General features: G+C 57.7%; 17 protein-coding genes and 2 pseudogenes. 12 read left to right on the top strand and 7 right to left on the bottom strand.

What is annotated here, in order from left to right; all coding sequences use genetic code 11:
- Positions 1 to 149 precede the first annotated feature (149 nt).
- The 4 genes and pseudogenes from HFX_RS00360 to HFX_RS00350 form a co-directional block, all read right to left on the bottom strand.
- Positions 150 to 917 carry a hypothetical protein gene (locus HFX_RS00360; RefSeq protein ID WP_004058685.1) on the bottom strand — a complete coding sequence of 256 codons (768 nt, stop codon included), beginning with the start codon at positions 915 to 917 and terminating at the stop codon, positions 150 to 152.
- A 76-nt stretch (positions 918 to 993) separates the two neighbouring features.
- Positions 994 to 1588 (bottom strand): annotated as a pseudogene (locus tag HFX_RS00355) (IS6 family transposase); the annotation flags it as partial.
- A gap of 171 nt (positions 1589 to 1759) precedes the next feature.
- Positions 1760 to 1837: pseudogene (locus HFX_RS19555) on the bottom strand (IS6 family transposase); the annotation flags it as partial.
- A 346-nt stretch (positions 1838 to 2183) separates the two neighbouring features.
- Positions 2184 to 2927 carry an Lrp/AsnC family transcriptional regulator gene (locus tag HFX_RS00350; RefSeq protein ID WP_004058688.1) on the bottom strand — a complete coding sequence of 248 codons (744 nt, stop codon included), beginning with the start codon at positions 2925 to 2927 and terminating at the stop codon, positions 2184 to 2186.
- Positions 2928 to 3335: 408 nt separating this feature from the next.
- Here HFX_RS00350 and HFX_RS19015 point away from each other — a divergent pair, with 408 nt between their 5' ends.
- The 5 genes from HFX_RS19015 to HFX_RS00325 all read left to right on the top strand — a co-directional run bounded on the left by HFX_RS19015 (position 3336) and on the right by HFX_RS00325 (position 8921).
- Complete coding sequence (locus tag HFX_RS19015; protein WP_231512854.1) at positions 3336 to 3791, top strand: zinc ribbon domain-containing protein; 456 nt, start codon at positions 3336 to 3338, stop codon at positions 3789 to 3791.
- A 3-nt stretch (positions 3792 to 3794) separates the two neighbouring features.
- On the top strand, positions 3795 to 4211 hold the full coding sequence (locus HFX_RS00340; protein WP_004058692.1) for a universal stress protein: 417 nt from the start codon (positions 3795 to 3797) through the stop codon (positions 4209 to 4211).
- A 64-nt stretch (positions 4212 to 4275) separates the two neighbouring features.
- Entirely contained in the window at positions 4276 to 6618 is a 2343-nt protein-coding gene (locus HFX_RS00335) for an amino acid permease (RefSeq protein WP_004058694.1), read from the top strand.
- A 5-nt stretch (positions 6619 to 6623) separates the two neighbouring features.
- A complete protein-coding gene (locus tag HFX_RS00330) occupies positions 6624 to 7310 on the top strand; it encodes a potassium channel family protein (protein WP_004058697.1) in 687 nt (228 codons plus the stop codon).
- Between the two features lie 60 nt (positions 7311 to 7370).
- Positions 7371 to 8921: a TrkH family potassium uptake protein gene (locus tag HFX_RS00325; protein WP_004058699.1), complete on the top strand. Its 1551-nt coding sequence runs from the start codon at positions 7371 to 7373 to the stop codon at positions 8919 to 8921.
- A gap of 706 nt (positions 8922 to 9627) precedes the next feature.
- On the opposite strand, the gene HFX_RS00315 is transcribed toward HFX_RS00325, so the two are convergent.
- The 3 genes from HFX_RS00315 to HFX_RS19880 all read right to left on the bottom strand — a co-directional run bounded on the left by HFX_RS00315 (position 9628) and on the right by HFX_RS19880 (position 15408).
- On the bottom strand, positions 9628 to 14727 hold the full coding sequence (locus HFX_RS00315) for a DNA polymerase II large subunit (RefSeq protein ID WP_004058703.1): 5100 nt from the start codon (positions 14725 to 14727) through the stop codon (positions 9628 to 9630).
- 2 nt (positions 14728 to 14729) lie between these two features.
- Positions 14730 to 15149, bottom strand: coding sequence for a PPC domain-containing DNA-binding protein (locus HFX_RS00310; RefSeq protein WP_004058705.1), 420 nt, complete (start codon positions 15147 to 15149; stop codon positions 14730 to 14732).
- 91 nt (positions 15150 to 15240) lie between these two features.
- Positions 15241 to 15408 (bottom strand): DUF7556 family protein, encoded by a 168-nt coding sequence (locus tag HFX_RS19880; protein ID WP_004058707.1) that lies wholly within the window; start codon positions 15406 to 15408, stop codon positions 15241 to 15243.
- Between the two features lie 235 nt (positions 15409 to 15643).
- On the opposite strand from HFX_RS19880, the gene HFX_RS00305 reads away from it, so the two are divergent.
- The 7 genes from HFX_RS00305 (at position 15644) to HFX_RS00275 (ending at position 23584) form a co-directional block, all read left to right on the top strand.
- Positions 15644 to 17491: an ABC transporter substrate-binding protein gene (locus HFX_RS00305; protein WP_004058710.1), complete on the top strand. Its 1848-nt coding sequence runs from the start codon at positions 15644 to 15646 to the stop codon at positions 17489 to 17491.
- Positions 17492 to 17647: 156 nt separating this feature from the next.
- Entirely contained in the window at positions 17648 to 18694 is a 1047-nt protein-coding gene (locus HFX_RS00300; protein ID WP_014732032.1) for an ABC transporter permease, read from the top strand.
- Positions 18695 to 18700: 6 nt separating this feature from the next.
- Entirely contained in the window at positions 18701 to 20140 is a 1440-nt protein-coding gene (locus HFX_RS00295) for an ABC transporter permease (protein WP_004058713.1), read from the top strand.
- A complete protein-coding gene (locus HFX_RS00290) occupies positions 20137 to 21189 on the top strand; it encodes an ABC transporter ATP-binding protein (RefSeq protein ID WP_004058715.1) in 1053 nt (350 codons plus the stop codon). The genes HFX_RS00295 and HFX_RS00290 overlap by 4 nt, the downstream gene beginning before the upstream one ends.
- On the top strand, positions 21186 to 22553 hold the full coding sequence (locus HFX_RS00285) for an ABC transporter ATP-binding protein (RefSeq protein WP_004058717.1): 1368 nt from the start codon (positions 21186 to 21188) through the stop codon (positions 22551 to 22553). Before HFX_RS00290 ends, HFX_RS00285 begins: the two co-directional genes overlap by 4 nt.
- The gene (locus HFX_RS00280; RefSeq protein ID WP_004058719.1) at positions 22553 to 22957 is read left to right on the top strand and encodes a DUF7555 family protein; all 405 of its coding nucleotides are present in this window, start codon (positions 22553 to 22555) and stop codon (positions 22955 to 22957) included. Before HFX_RS00285 ends, HFX_RS00280 begins: the two co-directional genes overlap by 1 nt.
- Positions 22958 to 23023: 66 nt before the next feature.
- Positions 23024 to 23584, top strand: a complete 561-nt coding sequence (locus HFX_RS00275; RefSeq protein ID WP_004058721.1) for a DUF7529 family protein — start codon at positions 23024 to 23026, stop codon at positions 23582 to 23584.
- Positions 23585 to 23592: the final 8 nt, after the last annotated feature.

Raw genomic sequence — 23592 nt, 5'->3', positions numbered from 1 at the left:
GCAAGCCCTGCGGCTCACCGCAGACGAGCGACGGGTGAGCCGTCCCCTCAGCCGTCCTGACGGACGAATGTCCCCGGCGGTCACAACCAAGGAGACCAGATGTCTCGGTCCAAGCCAACTCACCAGGTCATCGGTGAGTCGCCGGGTGGTTACTCGACGGAATGCCGATTTACAGTGACATCTGGGAGCGATTCGAACAACGAGACCGCTGCTTGCCACTCCGTTTCAGACGCAAACGTGACCTGTCCCGGACGGTCGTCGCCTAACCGCTCGAATACAGCGCCGATAGCACGCTGCGGCAGCGACCCACCTTTGTTCTCCCACGACAGTTCAATCGTTCGGGGATTGTGATCGACCGCAACGCTATCGACATCGGCCAGCGAGAAACAGGTTCGGCTGGACACCGCATCGCGTCCGACGCACACCGACGGCGGTTCGATTGAGACCTGAGCGCCGTTCTCCTGCCATGCGGGGACCGACTGTTCCGAGACCACCGCAGCACCACTACGTTCGAGCTCGTTGTTGATCTCCTCCAAGCCCTCCACGGCCGTTACATCGATTTCGAGTATTCCGTGATCGGGGACGTAGTTGAGTAAACACTCATCGTCACAGCGGAGTTCCAGCCACTCGAGGACGACGTTTCGATACGGTGAACCGAAGGTAACTATCCGATGGAGTAGCTCCGGATCGTCCGGAGCGAGGTAGTATAGTCCGTCCTCAATAGAGCGGGCCCCATTTCGGACGCTCGTAACGAAGTCCCTATCCTCGTCCGGAAGGACATCAAGATCGAGCTGCAAGACTGCGCTGTCTGCCGTTGGGAGTATCCTCTGCACGACGGTCCAAGCGACTTCGATCTCGGTCTCGGCATCTAGGTCACTAGGATAGATGACGCTATAGGCTGGACCATTGATCCCCATTATTTATGGTTAATCGAGTAGTGGCTAAGTGTTATTATACTACTGGAGTACCAATTGGTGGTGCGGCACTGTCTAGTTAGTGACCCCCCTCAACCGGAGTTCGTCCATTGAGCGCTTGATGCGGTCGGTGAAAGTTATAGTATTGCGCAAATTGTATGAACCACTCCCGAACGCTTCCGTGACTGCCCACCCACGAATTATGGAAGCGGTCGACTCGCATTTTGAGGGTGTGAAACCACTTTTCGATGAGGTTTCGCTCGACGTAGTCAAGTCGACCGCTCAATCCTAATCGAGAGAGGGCAATCTGATATCCGTAGCCATCAACGAGAAATACAGCATCTGAGAGATCGTGTTTCTCCGAGAGTCGGTGGAGAAACGCAGCAGCCGGGTCAGTCCCATGTCGTCCAAACAATTCGACGTCAAGAATCAGCTTCGTCTCGATGTCTATTGCAGCGTACAACCAAGACCACTCGCCATTGATTTTGACCGGTCTCGTCGACCGCAATCCGCTTCGGCGTTGCCTCAAGCGGGTTGTGTCCGCTGTCAGCCAGTCGATGTACCCATTGCCAAACAGCTTGATGAGAGCGTTCAACGCCGAGAGAGTGAAGAATTTGTTTTGTTTCTCTCAATGAACAGCCGGTCGCGTGAAGTTGGACGGCGAACAACCTGAGGGTGTCCGCAGAATCGGAGATTCTGCGAGATGCGAAGGAGACGCGTTGCGTCTCGTCACGTTCGAAAGACGCTTGTGTCTTTCGAGCCCACAAACTCGCACCGTGAGTTTGGGACGTCCCCAGAAATCAGAGATTTCTGGTGTGCGAACGAGACGCTTCGCGTCTCGTCAACGTCGCCGTCCGCTCGCGCTCCCACGTTTCTTCTAAATCCGCCGCAAAGCACTCGCTGAGCAAGTCTGCGAGCAGCATTCCAAACTAACTCAACGATCTGCTCACTTCTCAAACTGGCTTAACTGGACAGTACCTGTGGTAACTATTCAAATAGATATTTTTGGCTTAAAGGAGTTAGAGGACTATCTCCAGAGTCTCGGAGATAGGGTTCTGACGCGTGCCTACCGGCAAGGTGCGTGGGATGTTGTTCGAGTGGAGAATCAGCAGACGTGGCCCATTCGCGCTAAATCGTGTCAAAGCAAGACATGCATTACCCGGACAAACCGAACTTGTGGCACCATAGATTCGGCGTTTGGATGACGACATACGAACTGAGGGTTCGTTGTACTGCTTCGTCTATCCCACCAAATATTCGAGTCTCTACTCACTTCCCGGTAAACGCTTCGAGCGTCACTTCAGTGACACCCGACCGCGAATGAATCGTGACGAAATCGCTCTCCTTGATCAGCGTCTCTCCAGTCGGCGTAATGCTTCCCTCGTCACGGTTGATTCGGACGACCAGCACACCGGAGGGAATGAGGCCCTCCTCGTTCGCTTCTTGGAGCGTTTTCCCCGCGATAGGGGCCTGTTCTCTGACAATGACTTCAACGACATCAGCGTCCCCGGCCAGACCCGCGACGCCTGCGACTGGGGAAGCCAGTTTTTCATCTCGGGGACCGAATGGGGCATAGGGGCGGAAATATTCCCGATGGACCAAATCCTCGTCGTTGATTTCGATGCCGAGTGATGTGATTCCCTGTGCGATTCGCGTGAGATCATCGGTGTCCGTCCCGACGACCGTAATCCGAAGGTCGCCTTTGCCGGACATGATTTCCCGGACGTTAATCACGCCCGGAACATCGAGAACGCGCTGGGCCATCTCCTCTCGGTCTCGGTTCCCAGTAGTACAGACGTACTGGTTTGTGAGCCGTCCGCCTACTTTCTGATAATTGACATCAGCATGGTAGCCCTGGATTACCCCCGCTTCCTCAAGTCGTCGAATCCGATTCCGCACGGTCGGTGCTGAGACATCGACCTGCTCAGCGATATCGGGCGCAGATGTGTGCCGGGCCTCCTGCGACAGATAATACAGGATCTGTTCGTCGACTGTATCGATCTGAAGTGACATATTTATGCCATTATATTGGAACCACAAGTGTTTTTAAGTTACTATGAGTCATCCGTTTGATTCTCTGACTGCTCTGCAAAAACCGACAGAGCCTGTATCATTGAACCACGCGTAAATCAGCAGTAGACACGCCAATAACCCAGATAAACGATTAGAAAATGTAATAGTGGGTATTCTACGGATTCGTTTGAAAAGACGGCAATTATTTATTCGTTCACGATATCGTTCCGTGTATGACTTCACTATTCACCTTCGTTACAGCTCTACTGAACAACTCAGAGAGCACGACCGTCGATCGACTTGCTGCCTCGGTATCGGATGTGTCGAAAGTGTACGGGTGGCGTTTCTGGGGTGATTCACTCCGTGAACCAGATGATTGCCATACGTCTGTAAGCAGGTGGTGAGATTATGGGGGACTCAACTGAAAATCCGGTGCCACCGAATAACCTCTCCGATGCGCTAATTCAGCGGATCGATTCGCTGGCGCTCCCTGAATTGAAATCCATGCTCTCGTACGTTGAGTACCGTATCCAAGCTCTTCGCAACCCAATCGAAGAGGAAATCGAGGCGACTGCTACTGGAGAGGTCCTCAAAATAGAGGACCACGGCGCATACGCGCTCGTGCGGAAGCATCCTCCGAATCCGGATTCTCCTGGCGTCAATACGGACCGTGTCGCACTCTATCACGTTCGCCGGGAACCTCACGTGGATGGAACGGAATCCTTACACTGGGCGTATCTCGGCGATGTCCATAACTCGGAGCAAATCCGGTGTGGGTCTTGCGGTGGACATCTGGACAAGGATGCATCTATCTGCCCCCATTGTGGCAGTGAACACGTCGATCGACCTGAGACGGAGGACTAAGTTATGTCTGAGTCACTTACCAAACATCTCGTTGTCCCGGTTGCGAACGAAGAAGATGCACGTGAAACGGCGCAGATACTCGAGAACTATGAATACGACCGGGTAACTGTCGTTCACGTAATTGAGAAGGGGAAGGGAGCTCCTGACAAGATCCCCGTCGAACAGGCTGAACAACAAGCTGCGGACTCATTTACTGCGTTTCGGGAAATCATCCCGGAGGCAGATTCAGAAGTTGCCTACCGCAGAGATGTCGTTGCAGCCATCATTGATGTCGCAGCAGATGTGGGAGCCAGCGCTATCGCGTTTCGTCCCCGAGGCGGGAGTCGGCTCGTACAGTTCCTGTCTGGTGACACTGCTCTCAAGCTGGTTACGGATGCTGAGCGTCCGGTAATCGCCCTCCCCGAGACCGAAAACGAATGATAGTCGGGTTGTATTCGAATATGCACACACGCAGCGACGGGCACGATGGCAGAGGTAGTATTCTATGAGTGAGACCGAGCAAGAACTCGCCCGCGACCTCGGCTTCCTCGAGGCCTACACTATTGGTCTGGGGACGATGATCGGGGCAGGAATTTTCGTTCTCCCGAGCATCGCTGCCGAGCAGGCCGGTCCCGCCAGTATGATTTCGTTCTTCGCTGGGGGCCTGGTTTCGTTGTTAGCAGCGCTCTCGCTTTCGGAGCTGGCAACAGGGATGCCGAAAGCTGGCGGCAGCTACTACTACGTCAATCGCGCGCTCGGGCCGTTCTTCGGGAGTATCGTCGGTTGGGGGATGTGGGCTGGACTGACGTTCGCTTCGGCGTTCTACATGATCGGCTTCGGCCAGTATCTGCTTCCAGGACTCGGAAAGTACGTAGGCTTCCTCGCTGGCTGGGGCCAAATCGGGATTACCGTTGCTGCGCTCGTGATGGCAGCAATCTTGACCGGCGTCAACTACTACGGGGTCAAGGAAACCGGCTCGCTTCAGAACGTTATCGTCCTCACACTCGTTGGCCTCATCGTTGCGTTCCTCAGTCTTGGTATCATTAGTGGACCCACCATTCAGGAGTTCAATCCAAACGGTTGGCCGGCTGTTGCAGCGACGATTGGGACTGTCTACGTGACGTTCATCGGATTTGAGGTTATCGCGACCAGCGCTGAAGAAATCAAGAATCCGAGTCGGAACCTTCCGCTAGCGATGATCGCGTCGGTGGTAACGCCGACGCTGATGTACGTCGGTGTTATGTTCGTGTCGACAGGGACGCTCTCGATTGATGTCCTCACAGCGTCGCCGATTCCGGTTGCCGACGTGGCGACCGAGTTCATGGGGTCGATCGGGGCATTAGCGATGATTGTCGGTGCTGTCCTCGCGACCGTATCGAGTGCAAACGCGAGCATCCTGTCGGCTGCCCGCGTCAATTTCGCGATGGGCCGGGACCGAATTCTCGTCAACTGGCTCAACGAGGTCCACGAGCGGTTCCGAACACCATATCGAGCGATCACAGCAACCGGTATTATCACCCTCGTACTGATCGCTATCGGCGTAGGGATTGGAACGCTCGCGGAAGTGGCGAGCTTTATGTACCTCGTGACGTACGCCCTCGTTCACGTAACTGTCGTCGTATTGCGCCGGGCGAACCCAGAGACGTACGACCCTGCGTTCCAGATTCCTTCGGCCCTATATCCAATCGTACCGGTAGTCGGAATGGTAGCTTGCTTAGCTGTCCTCGTACAAATGTCAGTTGAATTCGTTCCGACTATTGTAGCGGTTGGGTCGGTAGATCTCGTTCTCCCGGTTACTCCAACGCCAGTTGGTGCCATCGGGACTGTCCTCATCGCGTTCGGTGTCGTATGGTACTACCTGTACGCCCGAGAACGGGCACTGAGTGAAAGCCTCGTCGGCGAAGCTATCGCACCCGAACCAGCTACGATGGCGGACGGGGAAGGACGATATCGTGTGGTTGTCCCGGTCGCGAATCCGGAGACTGAACGGGATCTCCTCCGGATGGCTGCGGCCAGCGCACACGCCCACGAAGACGAACACGCTGAAGTGATTGCCGTGAACGTTATCGAGGTCCCTCGTCAGACCTCACTCTCTCAGGATCTCACCTTCGAGGAGGAGCGAGTCGAACGGCAACAGGAGCTGCTGGACTCTGCTCGCGATATCGCCTCTGATCTCGAAATCGGACTTCGGACTCGGGCAATCGTCGGTCGTGACACTGGGTCTATCATCCTGGACGTGATCGAAGAGGAAAACGTGGATCACGTCCTTCTCGGCTGGAAGGGTACCCGAAGCCGGCGTGAGCACGTCCTTGGGTCGACGATCGACCCCGTTGTGGGGCGCGCACCGTGTGATGCGACCCTCGTGAAACTCGGACCAGAGGATGGACGCGGCAAAGGAGACATCATGGTCCTTGCCGGTAAGGGACCACACGCACCGGTTGCTGCACGACGTGCGGCTGAACTCGTCGCTGCGGCCGCGGATGACGCATCGCTGACGGTGCTTAACGTGCAGTCTCCGGAACCCGATAGTGACGAGGACGTCTCCCCCACCGAGCGTGGTGAGGCAGTGATTGACGAGTTAGCCGAACGCGCTGGAATCGAATATATGTCATACGATTCCAAAGTGACGGTTGCTGAGGATACTGAGCAGGCGATACTCGAAGCTGCCACGGGGTACGACACAATCTGTATCGGTGCGACACGGTCGGGAGCGATTTCCCAGGCAGTATTCGGGTCGCTCCCGGAGAAAGTCGGCGCGGAAGTGGAGCAGACCGTCGTGATGGCACGCGGACCGGAGGAATCACCAATGTCGATTCGTGAAGCTCTGCTGCGGAGACTGGAGGTGTAATCACTATGTACATCATCATTATCGGTGCTGGGGATATTGGGACACCCCTCATCGATATTGCGACGCAGTCAGGCAACGAGGTGGTCGTCATCGAACGTGATGAAAAACGCGCGAATCAAGCCGCGGACCAGTTTGACTGTCTAGTACTGAACGCTGACGCGACTACGAAGGAGATATTAGCTGATGCTGGCGCTGAGCGGGCTGATGCGCTCATCTCGACGACTGACCAAGACGCAACAAACGTGATGACCTGCCTCCTTGCGAAGGAATTCGAGGTTCCCGCGATTCTTTCTGTCGTCCACAATCCCGAGCATATGGGGCTGTTCGAGCAGATTGGCGTGAATACGATGGAGAACCCCCAGCAACTCATCGCCGAGTATCTGTATCGAGCCGTGGCCCGTCCAGCGATTGTTGACTATATGCGCATTGGCGAGGAGGCCGAAGTCTTCGAGATTAGGGTCACTGAGGACGCGCCGGTCGCGGGGAAGACACTTGAGGAAGCCGTACAGACGGACATCCTTACCGGCGATATGCTCGTCGTGGCAATCGAACGCCAAGGGAATGACCACCCGATCACTCCTCGGGGAAACACGACTATCAAGGAAGGCGATCTGCTGACTGTGTACTCTAGTGTCGGCGCTGATCCGGAGATTACGGACATCTTCGGCCACTATGAAGACCACATCGAGTGAGCAGACTATGTTGAGCACCGGTACAATCGTTGAAGGTCTGATCGTAAACGCGGGGAACGTATGAACGGGTCCGTAGCAACAGTCGGCCGAGACCTCGGTCGCATCTTGGAGGCGCTTGGTGGGTTGATGCTGGTCTCGCTCGTCGTTCCGGTCATCTGGGGAGAATATTATGCGCTCCCGGCTCTGCTCATCTCGGCCATTATTCCGCTGGGAATCGGGCGGTTACTCTATCGTCGGTTCAGAAACGCCGAGGACCCTGGTCGGCTCCACGGGATGGTCGTGGCCGCGTTGGGGTGGTTTTCAGTGGGTGTCTTTGGTTCACTCCCATTCCTGCTGATCGCGTGGAGCATTCATCTCGGCGTGCCGGGATTCACAACGCCTGACCAGACGGCGACGCTTGCAGCGTTCACCGAGCCACTCAACGCCATCTTCGAGAGTATGAGTGGATTCACCGGCACCGGACTCACGATGACTGATAACGAGGAGGTGCTTCCGCGCACGCTCCAGTGGTGGCGGACATTTAGCGAATGGGTCGGCGGCGTCGGTGTGATAGTCTTGACGACGGCGGTCCTCTCACGTCCCGGTAGCGGTTCGTTGACGCTCTACGAAAGCGAGGCGCGCTCCGAGAAGATTCACCCGAGCATCGTCTCGACGGTCCGGACGATATGGTGGATTTTCACCCTATTCACTTTCGTGTCCATTCTCGCGCTGTGGCTGGCTGGAATGCCGATTTGGGGGGCGATCAATCACGCCATGACCGGCCTTTCGACCGGCGGCTTCTCGATTACGGATAACTCGATTGCGACCTACGACAGCGCCGTGATTGATTTCGTGTTGGTTCCGATTATGCTGCTGGGGAGCATCGCGTTTCCGGTGCACTATCTCATCCTCCAAGGCGACCTGCGGAACTTCTACTCGGACCTCCAGACGCGGTGGGTATTCATCTATATGAGCATCGGGTCTGCGTTGCTGTGGAGTTTCCTGTACTTCGGTGGCCCCTATGAAACCCCGTTTGACGCCTTGCGCTATGGACTGTTTCAGTTCGTCTCGGCTGCCACCTGTACAGGATTCCAAACGGCCGTCGATGCGACCAATGTCGCACTCGGCCGGTGGCCAGCGTACGCCCAACTCACGGTCACGTTCGGGATGTTCGTCGGTGGTGCAGCTGGGTCAACCGTGGGCGGCATTAAACTCATCCGTGGACTGACGCTCGTGAAGGGAATCCGGTATCAAATCGCGGATGTCTTCTATCCTCAGACTGCAATTCGGCGACTGGGGATCAACGGACGGCGACTGAATGATGAAGAGGCCAGCCGTGAATTCATGGAGGCAGCCATTATCGTCGTCCTCTGGATTACGTTCCTGGTCGTTGGTACCTTCGTCTTGCTGCTCACGCTTCCATCCGCAGAGTATTCGCTCGCTAATGTCGTATTTGAGGTGGCCAGCGCACAGGGGAACGTGGGGCTCTCGTCGGGTATTACGGGACCAGAATCACTCCCACCGGTCGGGAAAGTCGTGTTCCTCTTTCATATGTGGATTGGGCGACTCGAAATCATTCCGGTACTGGTTACACTCCGAACGATCTTCCATCGCGGAGGGCTGTATTCATGAACCCAAGTAACGTACCTATCATCTCGCATATCCTCGAATCCGGTGCTGAGGATCGAGTATTCGACTCACTCCTGTTAATCGGCCCCCTCCTAATCGTGATAATCACTGTTTTCCACCGGTCGCTAGTTACCGAGTTACTTGCGACGGCATATATCGTAGTGTTCGTCACGTACATCCTGTATCAAGGATGCCATTCCCAGAGCCGCAACCAGTAGTTGCCAAACCATACTTGTCCTCATTTTGATTTGACTCCTTTCTCCGCTACGGTCGATACAGTGTAACGAAAGAAGTCTCTACATAGTGATTGTCAATCTTCTGAAACCTCTACAGACCGGTATGATCGCGCGCGCACGAGAAGTATACATATATCTGCTAGTGCTCACAGGAAGACCTTAGTGTATGATTATGTAGAATAGAATCGTAGATAGGTACACCAAATCACAGATATGGAGGCTAAGGCCAGGCTTTACAGGGCATCTACGACGGGGGTTTCGCTCGAAGGTACGATGTCCGTCGTTGCTGTCGGCGGATTCGCGTTGAGGCCAACACAGCGCTGACGCGAATTCAAAGTCGCAAGACCCGACGAGTTACATGAAGTCCGCGATGCCGGACTGTTTGTTTTTGTCGTTCTGCACCCACTTTTTCTGCGCCGAGTGGTCAAACCACTCGGCTCGAAAACCTGAAGGAAAAACCGCAGCGCCGAAGGCTACATGAAGTCCGCGATGCCGGACTGTTTGTTTTTGTCGTTCTCGAAGATAGATTCGAGCTTTGTTTTGAGCACTTCGAGGCGCTGTTTGGTGTAATCGCGGCAGTCGAACTCATCTGCCACCTGAATCGCCGTATCCATGTACTTGTTCACGGAACCCTGGTGGACCGTGAGGTTCACTCGGCCGCCACACTCGCGGCATTCGCCAGTGAGGGGCATCCGACGGTACTTTTCACCGCAGTCGAGACACCGCGTCTCCTGTCGCGAGAAGGCGCGGAGGTTCCCGATAAGGTCCGGCAGGAAGTGGTACTCGATGACGCGCTCGGCCACGTCGGTTTCGTCGACGGCGCGAAGCTTCCGTGCGAGGAACAACTGCGCGTCCATCTTGTCCATCATCGACCCGAGGGTCTTGTAGGCCGACAGGTCCGGACCGGCGGCAATGTCGGTCGTGTCGTGGGTGTGGTCGAACCCGGTGTACTCGCGGTCGGTTCCGAGGTACTCCTCGGCGATGGTGACTTCGTCTTCCCAGTCGTCCGGGTCTTCCATCCGGAGCGTCGCTTCGTAGAACTCCCGCGGGTACTGCCGGACGATGTCCATGTTGTGCGCCTCGTCGTCGATTTCCGAGGGGTCGATGCGCGAGGACATCACGAGGGGTGCGTCCATCTGCCCGCCACGTTTGTCGGGGAGATATTCTTTCGAGAAGTTGAGAAGACCGTCCATGAGGAGCATCACACAATCTTCGTCACCGTCGCATTGCCCGACGTATAGGTCGTTAGCAACGAGAGAGTTCGTCTCTTCGACAGTAAGACAGTACGTGTGTTCGATATCACTTTCGACGTATTCAGTAGACACGACCTCGTCAAGCCATATCTCTCCACCGTCAGACAAGAGGCGTTGGGTCCGAACGTCGATATTGTCGATTGCGTTCGAGAGTGTTGTTTCCTTCCGTGGGAGGTGGAACCCAATTTTGTCGGCGAACCGAAGTGCATTCTCCGACGTGATTTTGAGTACCCACGAGTCGAATTCGGGGACGGCATCGTAGAATTCCGCAACCGCACCAGACTGGGGAACCCGTCGCTCAGAGTAGGTCTTCGCAGCAATTCCGAACCGCTTGAGGGCAGCAACGAGATCTCGTTTGAGATCGTCGCTCACGGTGTGTGCACGAATTTCCACACGGTCACGAGAGGCACTACCATCACCCGAGAAGTACGCTGCGAGGAACGACCGAAGCACCGTACTCGGTCCAGACAGAATTGTGTCCGGAATCTGCTTGTCTCTCGCTCGTGCCCCCAGCTCAAGGATATCCGCGAACAAGGATTTGATGAGACGACTGGATATCGTGAGCTTCCACTCGTTCTCCTCGAACGCTTCGACCCCTAACGTCTCGTGCAGTGTTTCGGTGATCTGGTCGCGGGCGATTTCATCAGGGATGCAAATAGTCGTCTGGTAGAAGCTCCCCGGGTCTGCTCTCGTGAACCCTTCCGCGGCGTAGTACCCGAGAACAGTTCCGAACTCTTCGTCGATTTCGAGCGTTCGAGAGACAGTCGCGGTATCGCGTCGAACCCCCAACGAGATGTCGCTCGGAAGTGTTTCGACGACAGCGACAACATCACCAAGTAGCTCGACAAACACCGAGGCAGGAACACTGTCACGAGAAACCCAATTGTAGACTGTCGAATCACTGCACTCGAGTAGCTCGGCGGTTGGTTTTAGATACCCCGTATCTGCTGTATTCGCGTCAAAGAGCGTCTTGATACGTTCTTTTCTGAGCCCACGAACCATTAGATCCTCTGGCGGTATCGAATCACCAGCCAAGAATTCGGCGAGTAAGTCAATCTCTACTGGTTCAGCCTCGATTTCCATCGACTTCGGCGACGGAACATCGTCACCGACGGAGAGTTCGTGGGCCGGAACACGCTCGAAATCGTTGTCATTGGCCCGAATCATCGTGTGGTCGGGAGTGACAGTCAGTTCCCTTCCAGCACGAGTCTCGACTCGGACGAGTTGGTCGGGGGCGACGTGCTTGGATACCGCTTCGACTGTTTTGACAGTCTCATGTCCATCCCGAGTGAGAGACGGAACGTATACCTCGCCGTCGAGTTCCTGTACCAGCGTTCCGAAGTCGCCTGTCTCTGGGTCGTTGAGACGGTCTTCGACCAACGTCCGGATGTCGTCATAGTGCCAACAATCGGCTTCGTCCTTGTACCAGACTGTGGTATCTGGGTGGAAGCAATTCCGGCGTTTCGCGGCGTGGAAGTACGGATGGGCATACCCGACGGCGGCAGTCGTGAATCCGACAACTCTGCCGACGACGGCCGCGGACGTGTGCGGGGCCATCCCGAAGACGAGTTCGCCGATGAGGTCGTCTCGCTCTTCGATTTCGTAGAAGCGGTCGACCCCGTAGAACTGCTCTAAGAGGTCGTCGACGAAGTCGGCGGTCTGCATCATGTGTTCCGCCGCGCCCGTCGAGAGGACGATATCCTGTACTTTGAGTTCGACCAGTTGGTCGTCGAACCGGAGGGGTTCGCCGTCGATGTCGGTCTCGTAGCCGAGTTCGCGGAAGTGGTCGGCCGTCACGTCGAGTTCTTCGGGGCGAACGGCGGTGACCGGAAGGTCAGTCATGTCGTAGCGGACGGTTCCGTCTTTGAACGACGACACGTCGTGTTTCGCCCGGAGGATGCCTTTCTCGATTGGTTCGGGCGTCTTGTTCGCAGACGTAAGTCCCTTGACACCCTTCAGAATCTTGAACGACGCTTCACGTTCGCCGACGCGTTCGAGGGCGTTTCGGTACTCGGTGTTCAGGTCGATTTCCTGCCACGCGGCGCTTTCGACTTCCCACTCACAGCGGTCACAGTAGACGCGACCGGATTCGTCGGGTTCGATGACGGTGCCGCAGTCGTCGCACTCGTAGTGCGGTTGAGTGTGGCCGCCGCAGTCAGAGCACTTGGATTTGAAGCCGAACGCACCGCAATCGGGGCACTTGCGTCTGCCGAGGCGAACCGAGATTTCACCGCGCTTTCCCGACTCACCGCGGTGTCGGGCGGCATCGCCCACGTCGCGTTGGCTGCCGCCAGCCTCGCCGATGGGGAATAGTGTGTGAACCGCTGGCGAAAGGTCGCGGCGCTCGGACTTCTCCGGACGGCCCATCCGGTTTCCGATACGGGTCGGTGCGCGTTCGCGGACAGTGAAGGGTGCGACTTCGTTTACCGCCTCGGTGGCGTTGTCGCCGTCGTCCCACTCACGGACGCGGTCCGGGAGGTCAGCAAGTTCCCACGTTCGCTCTCGGTCGTCGGTCAAACCGAGAGAACAGGCGAGCGGTCGCCAGATGGGAACCCGAAGCGTCTCGTCCGTCTGTCGGTGCTCGACAAGAAGGTGTTCGAGCGCTTCGCGGATTTCGGGCGTATGTTCGAGAACGAGCGTTCCTTCTTCGCCACGTTCAGGTTCGTTGTCGGCTTGGAGCGCCGAAGTGGTTCCGCCGTCCACTTCGGCAGCGGCGATGTCACCGGCAGCGACGGCGTCGGCGAGCGCGTCGAACTGCTCGACCGAGATGTCGTGCCAGAGGTAGGTGAACTTCGGATGCAGCGGCGCGTCGAACTCGGTCGCCCACGAGAGGGCCTCTTCGACATTCGGGTCTTCGAGGTCGACGGTCGGGTCGTCTCGAAGCGCCTGCACGTTAGCGTCGGTCGCCTCGAAGTCCTGAATCCACCACTCGAAGACGTACGAGGCCGGCGCAAGCGGGTGGTTGTTCTCAACGAATTCGCCGAAGTTGACGAGGTACTCGCCGAGGTCGATGATTTTCTCGACCCCGTTTTGCAGTTCTTCGGCCTCCTCGGGGTCGTCGATGCGACGAACGTCGCCGTTGGCGAGTCTGACCGTCGGCCCCTCGATGGAGTCGACGGGGACGACACCACCGGCTTTGCCGGGGCGTTCGGTCTTGATTTGCGTCCCCGTAGCGATGAAGTCGTCGACGATGTGCATCGTCGCGGGATGGACGCCTGCGGTTGCGAATCCGTGGTTACGGGCGCGGCCGTAGCGGAGTCGGAAGCCACCGGGGGCCGAGGGGTGGCCGAAGACCGGACGGCCCGCGATGAGATCGCGGAGGAACTTCGTCGCGGGTTCGACGCGAGTCGGGCCGTTCGGGGCGTCCGAATCCGCGTCTTCGTCGGCGTCCGATTCGGCTTCGGCATCAGATTCGGTTTCGTTCTCACCGTCCTCGTCGTCGGACGGTTCGTCGGCTTTCCCATCTTCGTCGCTATCTTTCCCGATGGTGCCGTCGATGAGGTCCTGAAGCCACGGCCAGTCGACCTCGTCGAGTTGGCGGGTGTAGCGCTGAATCTTCGGGGCCTTGAGAGCAATCCCCTCGGCCATAACGAGACACATCCCGCCGCGGGAGGAGTTGGTGTCGACGCGTTCGAGGTCGCGGAACCCCGAGACTTCCTCGTCGCCGGTCGCCTCGCCGTCGAGCATGATGGGCATGTTCTCGGCGATAAATCGGGTTTCCTTGTCCTTCGGCGAGTACTGAAGCCCGGTTTCCTTGTCGTAGAGATTGATTTCCTCGACGTAACGTTCGACCTCGTCGGTTCGCGCTTTGTACTCGTCGATACCAAGCAGCGACCGGGCGTAGTCGGCGACGAGCACGGAAAGCGCCTGTGCGGTCCCGCCCGCAGAGCGAATCGGACCGGCGTAGTAGACGTTGACGAACTCGGTTCCGTCGTCGTTTTCGAGAATCTCCACGCGGTCGATTCCCTCGATGGGAGCAGCGACCACACCCTCGGTGAGGAGGGCAACGGCAGTTCGAACCGCGCCCTCGACTTTGCCCTCGCGGGAGTCGTAATCGCCGACGTTGCCGTCGACGAAGTCGGTCACGAGTTCGAGTGCGGCTTCTTCGCGAGACATTTCGCCTTCGAGTTCACGGACGCGTGCTGCGACCCCATCGATACCGAGAATGTTCTCGACGCGGTCGGCCATGTCCTTTGCGACCGGAATCTCGACGTCGGTCTTTGGGTCGTATCCCGTCGCCTTCGCGGTGCGGGCGAGGTCGAATGCCTCGTCGAGTCGGTCTTCGATGCGCTCGAAGTACTGGGAATCCTCCTCTCGCACGTCTACAACCAGAGGTCGAGGTCGGTTACGTTGTCGTGTTCACGTTCGAGTGGCTCGTCGAACGCACGGAGATACACTTCACCGGCGAAGACGGTCGCCGAGTCGAGGTGACCCGCGAGCGACTGCCCGCTTCGGCGAGAGAGTACCGCGTGCGTGTGTGCGAACGGTTCGCCGTCGAGAAGCGAAACGTTACCGACGCAGGTGGCGACTTCGAGTGGTTCGTCGAACGTGACAGACTGGTACTCCTGGTCCGTCTGGTCGTAGAACCAGATTTCGGCGTCCTGAACGGCACCCATGGCGTTGAACCACGCGGACTCGATGTCCTCTCGGGCACAGAACTCCTCTATCTCTTCGCGCCAGTCTGCCCCGTGTTCGAGGCTCGCGAGGTACTCCTCGCTCACCGTCACCGCTCGAGCGTTCATGCAATGTCTCACGAGTGAGTCGGACTAAAATGTGAATGGTCTCAGTCGCCGGTTGGTGAGGCCGGCGAGGTCGTCGAAAAGGCCGGGGCGATTATCGCCAGTTGTCGAGTGCGAGTGCGTCGGCTACGTCTGCAGCGAGCCACGCGTCGTCGCGGGAGATATCCGCGATAATAAGACGCTGGCCCGTCTGGGTACGATCCACCGAGGCCATAACCTCGGCGCCCGAGTCGTCGACGGAAGCCGTCGCATCCGGCGTCATGTATGATACATAGTGTCACCCCTATATAAGTTGCCCGAAACCACAGTCGGAGAGGTCGATTCGGTCCCTCGATTCTGTCGTCTCAAAAACTGGTTTAAAAAGTAAAATGAACGGGAGATTACCTCTCTTGGCAGAATTCGCCGTTTAAGTGGGGACTACCATCTTCCACGATACACCCTATCAAACAAATCGAATACGGTAAGTTTATCCAAAAGGGCTCGGAACGTGGTTTCGAATGCCAGACACTAACAAACTCTCGCGTCGCCGTTTCCTGAAGGCAACGGGTGGGGCTGCTACGGCCGCTGCCCTCGCCGGTTGTACCGGCGGCGATGGTAGCGAAGGAACAGAGACCACCGATTCCGAGACCGGAACGGAACAGACTGGCGGTGGGGAGACCGAGGGAGACATCCTCAAGTACATCAACTCGACGGTTACGACTCTGGACCCCGTCGCGATGACGGACGAAGCGTCGAACCACGTCGTCACGAACATCCACCAGGCGCTCGTCCACTACCCGAAGGGCGAAGCGCGCACCGAAGCCCTCCTCGCATCTGACTACTCTGTCTCTGAGGACGGGACCGAGTACACGTTCACGCTGAACGATGCGACCTTCCACGACGGCTCTACGGTCACCGCAGACGACGTCATCTACTCCTGGGAACGCCTCGCTGGCTCCGAGCACACTCGCCGTGCGAGTTTCCTGCTCGACACTCTCAGTGTCGTCCACGAAACCGAGACGACGACCAACGGCGAGGGCGAAGAAGTGGAGACGTACAAGCCCGGCACCCTGGGTGTCGAAAAGGTCGACGAAAAGACGGTAAAGGTCAAGCTCTCTTCGCCATTCGCGTCCACGCTCGGCATGCTCGCATACGGTGTCTTCTCGATTCACCCCGAGAACATCGTCGGCGACGTCGAAGGCTACGACGGCGAGATGGAGTACACGGAGTTCGCAACCAAGAACCCGGTCGGTTGTGGTCCGTACAAGCTCGAAAAGTGGGAACAGGGTACGTCTGTCGACATCGTCAAGTACGACGACTACTTCGGCGGCGAAGTCAAAAACGACGGCGTCCACTGGCAGATCATCGAAGACACCGACGCCAAATGGACGTACACGATGGAGAAGAATGCCGACGCGTTCGCAATTCCGACGCCGAAGTACGACCCCAGTCTTGTGAACGTCGAAGAGACCGACGATGTCGGCCGTGAACTCGGTAGCTACGGCCCGGTTCGTAACGGTGATACCCTGAACTACTCGGCAATCTCCGAACTCACGACCTACTACATCGGCTTTAGCATGTCCAACGTGCCGAAGCCGGTCCGCAAAGCCGTCGCATACGCAGTTAACCGCGAAGTCATCGTGAGCGAGGTCTTCAAGAACCGCGGTCGCTCCGCGTTCCACCTCACCCCACCGGCAATCTACCCCGGTGGCTCCAGCGCCTACGACAAGCACGCCGAAGAAAAGTACCCATACGGCATCAACGAGTCTCGCCTCGACAAGGCCCGCGAGATCATGGAAGCAGAAGGGTACAACAAGGACAACAAGTACACGCTGCAATGGACGCAGTACAAGTCGGCAACCTGGTCGGCGATGGCGAAGATTCTCCGCGACCAGCTTGCGAGCGTTCACATCAACATGAAGATCGAGGAAGCGCCGTTCGCGACGCTGACCCAGCGCGGTCGTCAGGGTAACCTCGAACTGTACACGCTCGGATGGGGTGCCGACTACCCAGAAGCGAGCAACTTCCTCCAGCTTCTGAACCCGGCAGACACCATCATCGGTGGCGAGTCGACCCCGGTTTCGTATCTCGACTGGAGCGAAGAAACCGGCGACGCTTCGCAGAAGGCGACCGATGCGTGGCAGACTGTCCTCGATAACAAGGCGACGACCGAGGAGGCTGCCGCCGCACGCGACGAGGCATACGTCGCCCTCGAAGAGGCCAACTGGGAGGACATCGGCTTCATCAACCTCTACCACCCGAAGGGTGAGCTGTTCTGGTACGACCGGATCGACTACCAGCCGCCGGGTGCGATGGGTGCTGCGTCCGCAATGGACAAGGACATCACGCTCTCCGAGAGTAAGTAACGCAACTCAGCGCGCCGATTTTTCAACAATCAGGCAGTGAACCGAAGGTTCAGTGTCCGTGGTAAATGTTTCCGCGAGCATAACGTAAGACATAATCATGATGGCTGTTCAAGACCTACATAGTATGAGCGACAAGAACTGGCATAGGGGTGGAAAATGAGCCGCTGGGAGTATCTACTCAAACGGATTCTACTAGCGCTTCCAGTAGTCCTCTTTGGTGTCACAGTTACCTTCTTCATTATCCGGCTCGGGCCGATAGACCCGGCCGCGGCTATCCTTGGTCCCCAAGGTGCAACGGGTGCCGAAGCGGAACGGATTCGGCAGCAACTTGGCTTGAACGACCCGCTGTGGCAGCAGTACTTCGACTACCTGGTGAATTTGGTGACGCTTAATATGCCCAACTCGTGGGTTATCAGCCCGGGTACGCCGGCGTTCGAACTCGTGCTGATTTACCTCCCGCGGACGATGTGGCTCGGCTTCTGGTCGGTGCTCATCGCGCTGTTCGTCGGTATCCCGCTTGGGTTCTACGCGGGACTCCGTCCGAACACCATCGGAGACTACCTCGCTTCGTTCGGGGGTATCGTCTGGCGCGCAATGCCGAACTTCTGGCTCGCCGTCATCTTCGTCAGTATCCTTGCGCAGTCGAACAAGGTGCTCGGATTCGAGTGGTCGTCGCTACTCGTTGAAACGAACATCGTGACACCGCCCTCGCTCGCGTTCTTGGCGCATCCGCTCGAATCGCTCACGAACCCCGGCGAGGCATTTACCGAGTTCCTAAAGGCAACCAAACAAGTTGCCCCCGCAGCCCTCGTTCTTGGCTCGTCGTCCATGGGGAACGAGATGCGTATCGGGCGCACAGCGGTACTGGAGACTATCAACTCCAACTACGTCGAGACGGCGCGTGCGAAAGGTCTCTCCGAGCGAAGTATCGTCTGGAAGCACGTGTTCCGGAACGCGCTCATCCCGCTCATTCCAATCATCACGAGCGAGGCGTTCATCCTCATCAGCGGGTCCGTCCTCGTCGAACTGGTATTCGCTATCAACGGGATGGGGTACCTGTTCTTTCAGGCATCCGTGCAGGGTGACCTCCCGCTCGTGGGTGCGTTGATGTACATCTCTATCGTCTTGCTCGTGTCCGTGAACATCCTCCAAGACATCCTCTACACCGTCGTGGACCCCCGCGTCGGAATTGATCAGAACTGACACGATATGATTGAGAACCAAAACCAAGACAGCAAACTCACGGATCGCATCGCAGCCAACCCCCGCCCCGCGCTCGTGTGGGCCGCTATCGGTGTGGTCCTTATCCTCCCCGAAGTGGGTGCACTCGTCCAAGCCGTTGGTGGCTTGCTCAGTGCAGTGCTCGGAGTACTCGGGCAAGCCGAGGTCGCGGCGAGCATCAAGGCGTTCGGCGACCAGATTCCGACGCTCCTCTCGCGTGATGTCATCGGTAATTCAGGGCACTACAACGGGACGACCTGGGAAGGCAACTTCCTCGGTCTCGAACCCGGAATTGCGTGGTTCATCCGGGTGGCGCTCGTGTATGCGTACTCGGCAGTGTTCATCGGCTGGCTCATCAACGGGTACTTCCGATACCGAGAACACTACCGCGAAGCCGACTGGACGCCCGGTGACGACATCGTGAATCGCTTCCGCCGCCACAGTTGGGGGAAGTTCGGCTTCGTCGTCGTTGCGATATTCCTCGTGATGGCAGTGTTCGCGCCAGCAATCGGTCCGACCACGGTCGATAAGAACATTCGAAATCCGTACTCGAACGAGATTACCTACTGGGATGAAGAGGTGAGTTCTATCGAATCGATGGCCGTCGGTGACGCGAACATCCAGTCCTCTTCGAAGGGGTCGCCAGACCGGAACGTCGGCCCGATGCAATACGATGACTTCGGCAGGTTCCATCCATTCGGAACAACGACAGACGGCAAGGACTTGTTTACCTTCGTCGCTTCGGGTGCGAGGGTATCGCTCTCCATCGCGCTCCTCTCAATCATGCTTGCTGCGGGTATGGCGTTACTCCTCGCACTCGTCACGGCCTACTACAAGGGTATCGCAGACCTCGCCGCCGTCCTCGCAAGTGACTCTGTACAGGCAATCCCCATGTTCATGTTGCTCATCATCGTCTTCGTGGTCTTTAGCGGAACGTGGCTTGGGGACCTGTACGATGGGGCCGCGTTAATGGTCGGCATCTTCTTCGTCCTCTACTGGCCGAGTCTGTGGCGTGCAGTCCGTGGTCCCGCCCTCCAAGTGTCGGGCCAAGAGTGGATCGACGCTGCGGAGAGCTTCGGTCAGGCACCGCTCGTCATCATGAAGAAACATATGGCACCGTACGTCATCGGATACCTTCTCGTCTACTCGTCGATGACCCTCGGTGGCATCATAATCGCCATCGCCGGGTTGTCGTTCATTGGCCTCGGCATCGCACCGCCAACACCCGAGTGGGGGCGGCTAATTACAGACGGACAACCATACGTTGCGAGTGTCTCGTGGCACATCTCGCTCCTTCCCGGTCTCATCATCACGCTCGTCGTGACTGGTTTCAACGCGCTCGGTGACGGTGTCCGTGACGCAATCGACCCACAGAGTGAGGGCGGAGAAAGTACTGAAGCTGCTGCAGCAGGGGGGTCGGGCGTATGAGCGGCCGTTCCAAAGGTGCCAAGCCCATCCTCTCCGTGCAGAACCTGCGGACCTCCTTCTACACGGATAAGGAGGTCATCCGCGCTGTCGACGGGTTGAGCTTCGACATCTACCGCGGCGAGACGGTCGGTATCGTCGGCGAGTCGGGGTCCGGAAAGAGTGTGACCGCCCGGTCGATTATGGGCCTCGTCGACTCCCCCGGCCGCATCGAAGGCGGCCGAATCGAATTCGAGGGAGACGACCTAGCGCAGAAAACAGAAAAAGAGTGGCGGAAGATTCGTGGGAACGGCATCGCGATGGTGTTCCAGGACCCACTGACGTCACTGAACCCAGTGTACACGGTCGGGAACCAGATCAAAGAAGCACTCCGACTTCACCAGAATTTGAGTGGGCAGAAAGCGACCAGCGAGGCCGTCGAACTGCTGGAAGCTGTCGGGATTCCCGACGCACGACGCCGACTTCGAGAGTACCCACACGAGTTCTCTGGCGGGATGCGCCAGCGTGCAGTCATCGCGATGGCACTCGCGTGCGACCCCGAAGTGCTCATCTGTGACGAGCCGACGACGGCACTCGACGTGACGATTCAGGCCCAGATTCTCGAACTGCTCGACACGCTTAAAGAAGAGCGTGATCTGGGAATCATGTTCATCACGCACGACATGGGTGTTATCGCCGAGGTCGCAGACCGCGTCAACGTGATGTACGCAGGAGAAGTCGTCGAGAGCGCATCAGTCGAAGCGTTGTTCGAAAACCCTCGTCATCCCTACACGCAGGGCCTCCTCAAGTCGATTCCCGGGCGAACTGCAGCCGGCGAGCGCCTGAGTACAATCGAGGGAGATGTTCCAACACCGAACGAAGAGCCGACGTACTGTCGGTTCGCCCCGCGCTGTCCGAAGGCCTTCGAGGAGTGTGACACCGTCCACCCGGAGTCTGTCCCTGTCACTGAGCATGCAGACGACCACACCGCAGCATGTCTCCTGTACCCCGAGGACATGAGCACGGCAGAAGCAATTGAAACTCACCGAGCTGAGAGAGGTGATTCCAAATGAGCACACACACAAACGCGAACGGTCAGATGATGAGCGCCACCGAAGAGGTCTCATCGGGTGAGACGCTTATCGAGGTGCGGAACCTCAAGACGTACTACGAAGATGGGAGTCTGCTCGGTGGGACACCCGTCAAGGCAGTCGACGGTGTGAACTTCAACATCAAGAAGGGTGAAACGCTCGGGCTCGTCGGCGAGTCAGGGTGTGGTAAGTCGACGCTCGGTCGGACGCTCGTTCGCCTCGAACAGGCAACCGGCGGAGAGGTGCTCCGCCGCGGACGCGACATTACGACGCTCTCAGGAGACGAACTCAAGAAGTGGCGAAAGAACACCCAGATGGTGTTTCAAGACCCCGAGTCGAGCCTCAACGACCGGATGACCGTCGGTGAAATCATCCGCGAGCCGCTCGATGTCCACGAGATTGGAACACAGAAAGAGCGCACACAGAAGGTTCGAGAGTTACTTTCGACCGTCGGGCTGCAAGAAGAGCACTACTACCGCTACCCTCACCAGTTCTCGGGCGGGCAGCGCCAGCGAATCGGCATCGCCCGTGCACTAGCCCTTGAACCCGAATTCATCGTCCTCGACGAGCCCGTTTCGGCGCTCGACGTGTCCGTTCAGGCCAAGGTCCTGAACCTGCTCGACGACCTGCAAGAGGAGTTCGGGTTGACCTATCTCTTCATCGCGCACGACCTCTCTGTGGTTCACCACATCTGCGACCGTGTCGCCGTGATGTACCTCGGTAACATCATGGAAATCGGTCCCACGGAGGCGCTGTTTGACGACCCGGCGAACCCATACACACACGCCTTACTGTCTGCGATTCCGGAACCGGACCCGACGAGTGACCGGAACCGAATCACGCTGCGCGGGACGCCGCCAAGTCCGCGCGACCCGCCGGTTGGGTGCCCGTTCTCGACGCGGTGTCCGGTGAAGATTCGGCCGGGCAAGTACAGCGATGTCGACGACGACCTCTGGGAGCGGATTAGCATCCTGCGTGAGGTTATCCGCGAACGCGGCCGTGTCGAACTGAGCCTAACAGAACGCATCAGCAACCTCCTCGGCAGGGAGACCCGCCTGACAGACATCTACGAGGTCGAATCGGAGCTGTTCGGAGATATCGACGTGCCACAGGAGATATCGTCACACATCCACGAGGCCATCGAGTACGTCGACCAGGACAAGCCCGAGCGGGCTGAGGAGTACCTTCGCGAGGAGTTCGGAAGCGTATGCGACACCGAACAACCCGAGCAGTACACCGTGGGCAATACTGGACGGACGAGCCTCTGTCACCGGCACGCTAACGACTACGAAGAGCCAGTCGAAGCCTACACGGAGACACACAGCGGTCTGTTCGCAGACGACTGATGGTCGACACGAGGCGGCTCGGAATCAAGTTCATCGATGCGGGGGCGTACGCACTGGTGATTACCGCCGTCGTGTTCGGCCTTGGAGCGTTGCTCGCGTTGCTCGTGAGGATTCGTCCACTTCTCGGCGCGAAGTGGTTCATGTTCCTCGTCGGGTTCGTGATGCTCGCCTATTCGGCGCTCAAACTCCGTCCAACGCCGCTCTGGAAGGACAAAGAGAAACCGTCACGTGAGCCGGTCGGCATACAGGCCGCCGTTGCGGGAGCGCTTCCATCGAAATACTACCTCCCGGCCTCGGAGCGACTGTCGGTTTCGGCAAAGCTGTTTGTCGCAAGCCTCAGCGTCTTAGCCACCTCGCTGGCCATGGAGGTCATCTTCGGTATCGGTATCGGGATGGGCTCTTGAGACGCCGGAGACCGTAAATTCACAGTCTTCGACAACTTTTACCACGACGAGCGGTGACGTAGGTGTATGCCAGAGACTGGAGAGGGAGTCAACCGCGGTGAGCGACTCGCCGCGAACGCGGGAGCGGAAAAAGAAGCCTGGGCGGCGACGCTCGAAGATATGCGAGCGCTCGCTGCGGAGTTGGAAGACGACGGGTGGTCGACGGTTACGATTCAGGCAGGGAGCACTGCACCGACGGGCCAAAGCGACGATGATGACCGCTTCGGACTAGTATACGTTATACCCGGGAACAAGGCCGAACCGTTCGCGGAAGCGGTCGAATCGAATGATTTCCCCGAGTACGAGGTGTATCGTGCCGAGCAGAGCGGCAAAGTGTTTATCGTCACGGAGTTCCGCGACCCCGAGTCGAAGACGGCGATTCTCATCGCGGGGGTATTCGAACTCAGGAACTCACTCGGTTGCGTGCGTGCTGCGACTGAAACAGAGACGATGTACACGCACATCCAGAAACTCGATGGCACCCATCTCGGCTCGTTCCGTCACGACGACTACGAGAAATTCTTCCCGAGCGTTACTGCCGTCGAAAATTGGGCAGACGTTGACTCCGAGGCGATGAACTCCGACTGACAGCAACT

It is taken from the genome of Haloferax mediterranei ATCC 33500 (assembly GCF_000306765.2).
GTDB classification, from domain to species: domain Archaea; phylum Halobacteriota; class Halobacteria; order Halobacteriales; family Haloferacaceae; genus Haloferax; species Haloferax mediterranei.
This window is presented reverse-complemented; position numbering and strand designations above follow the sequence as displayed.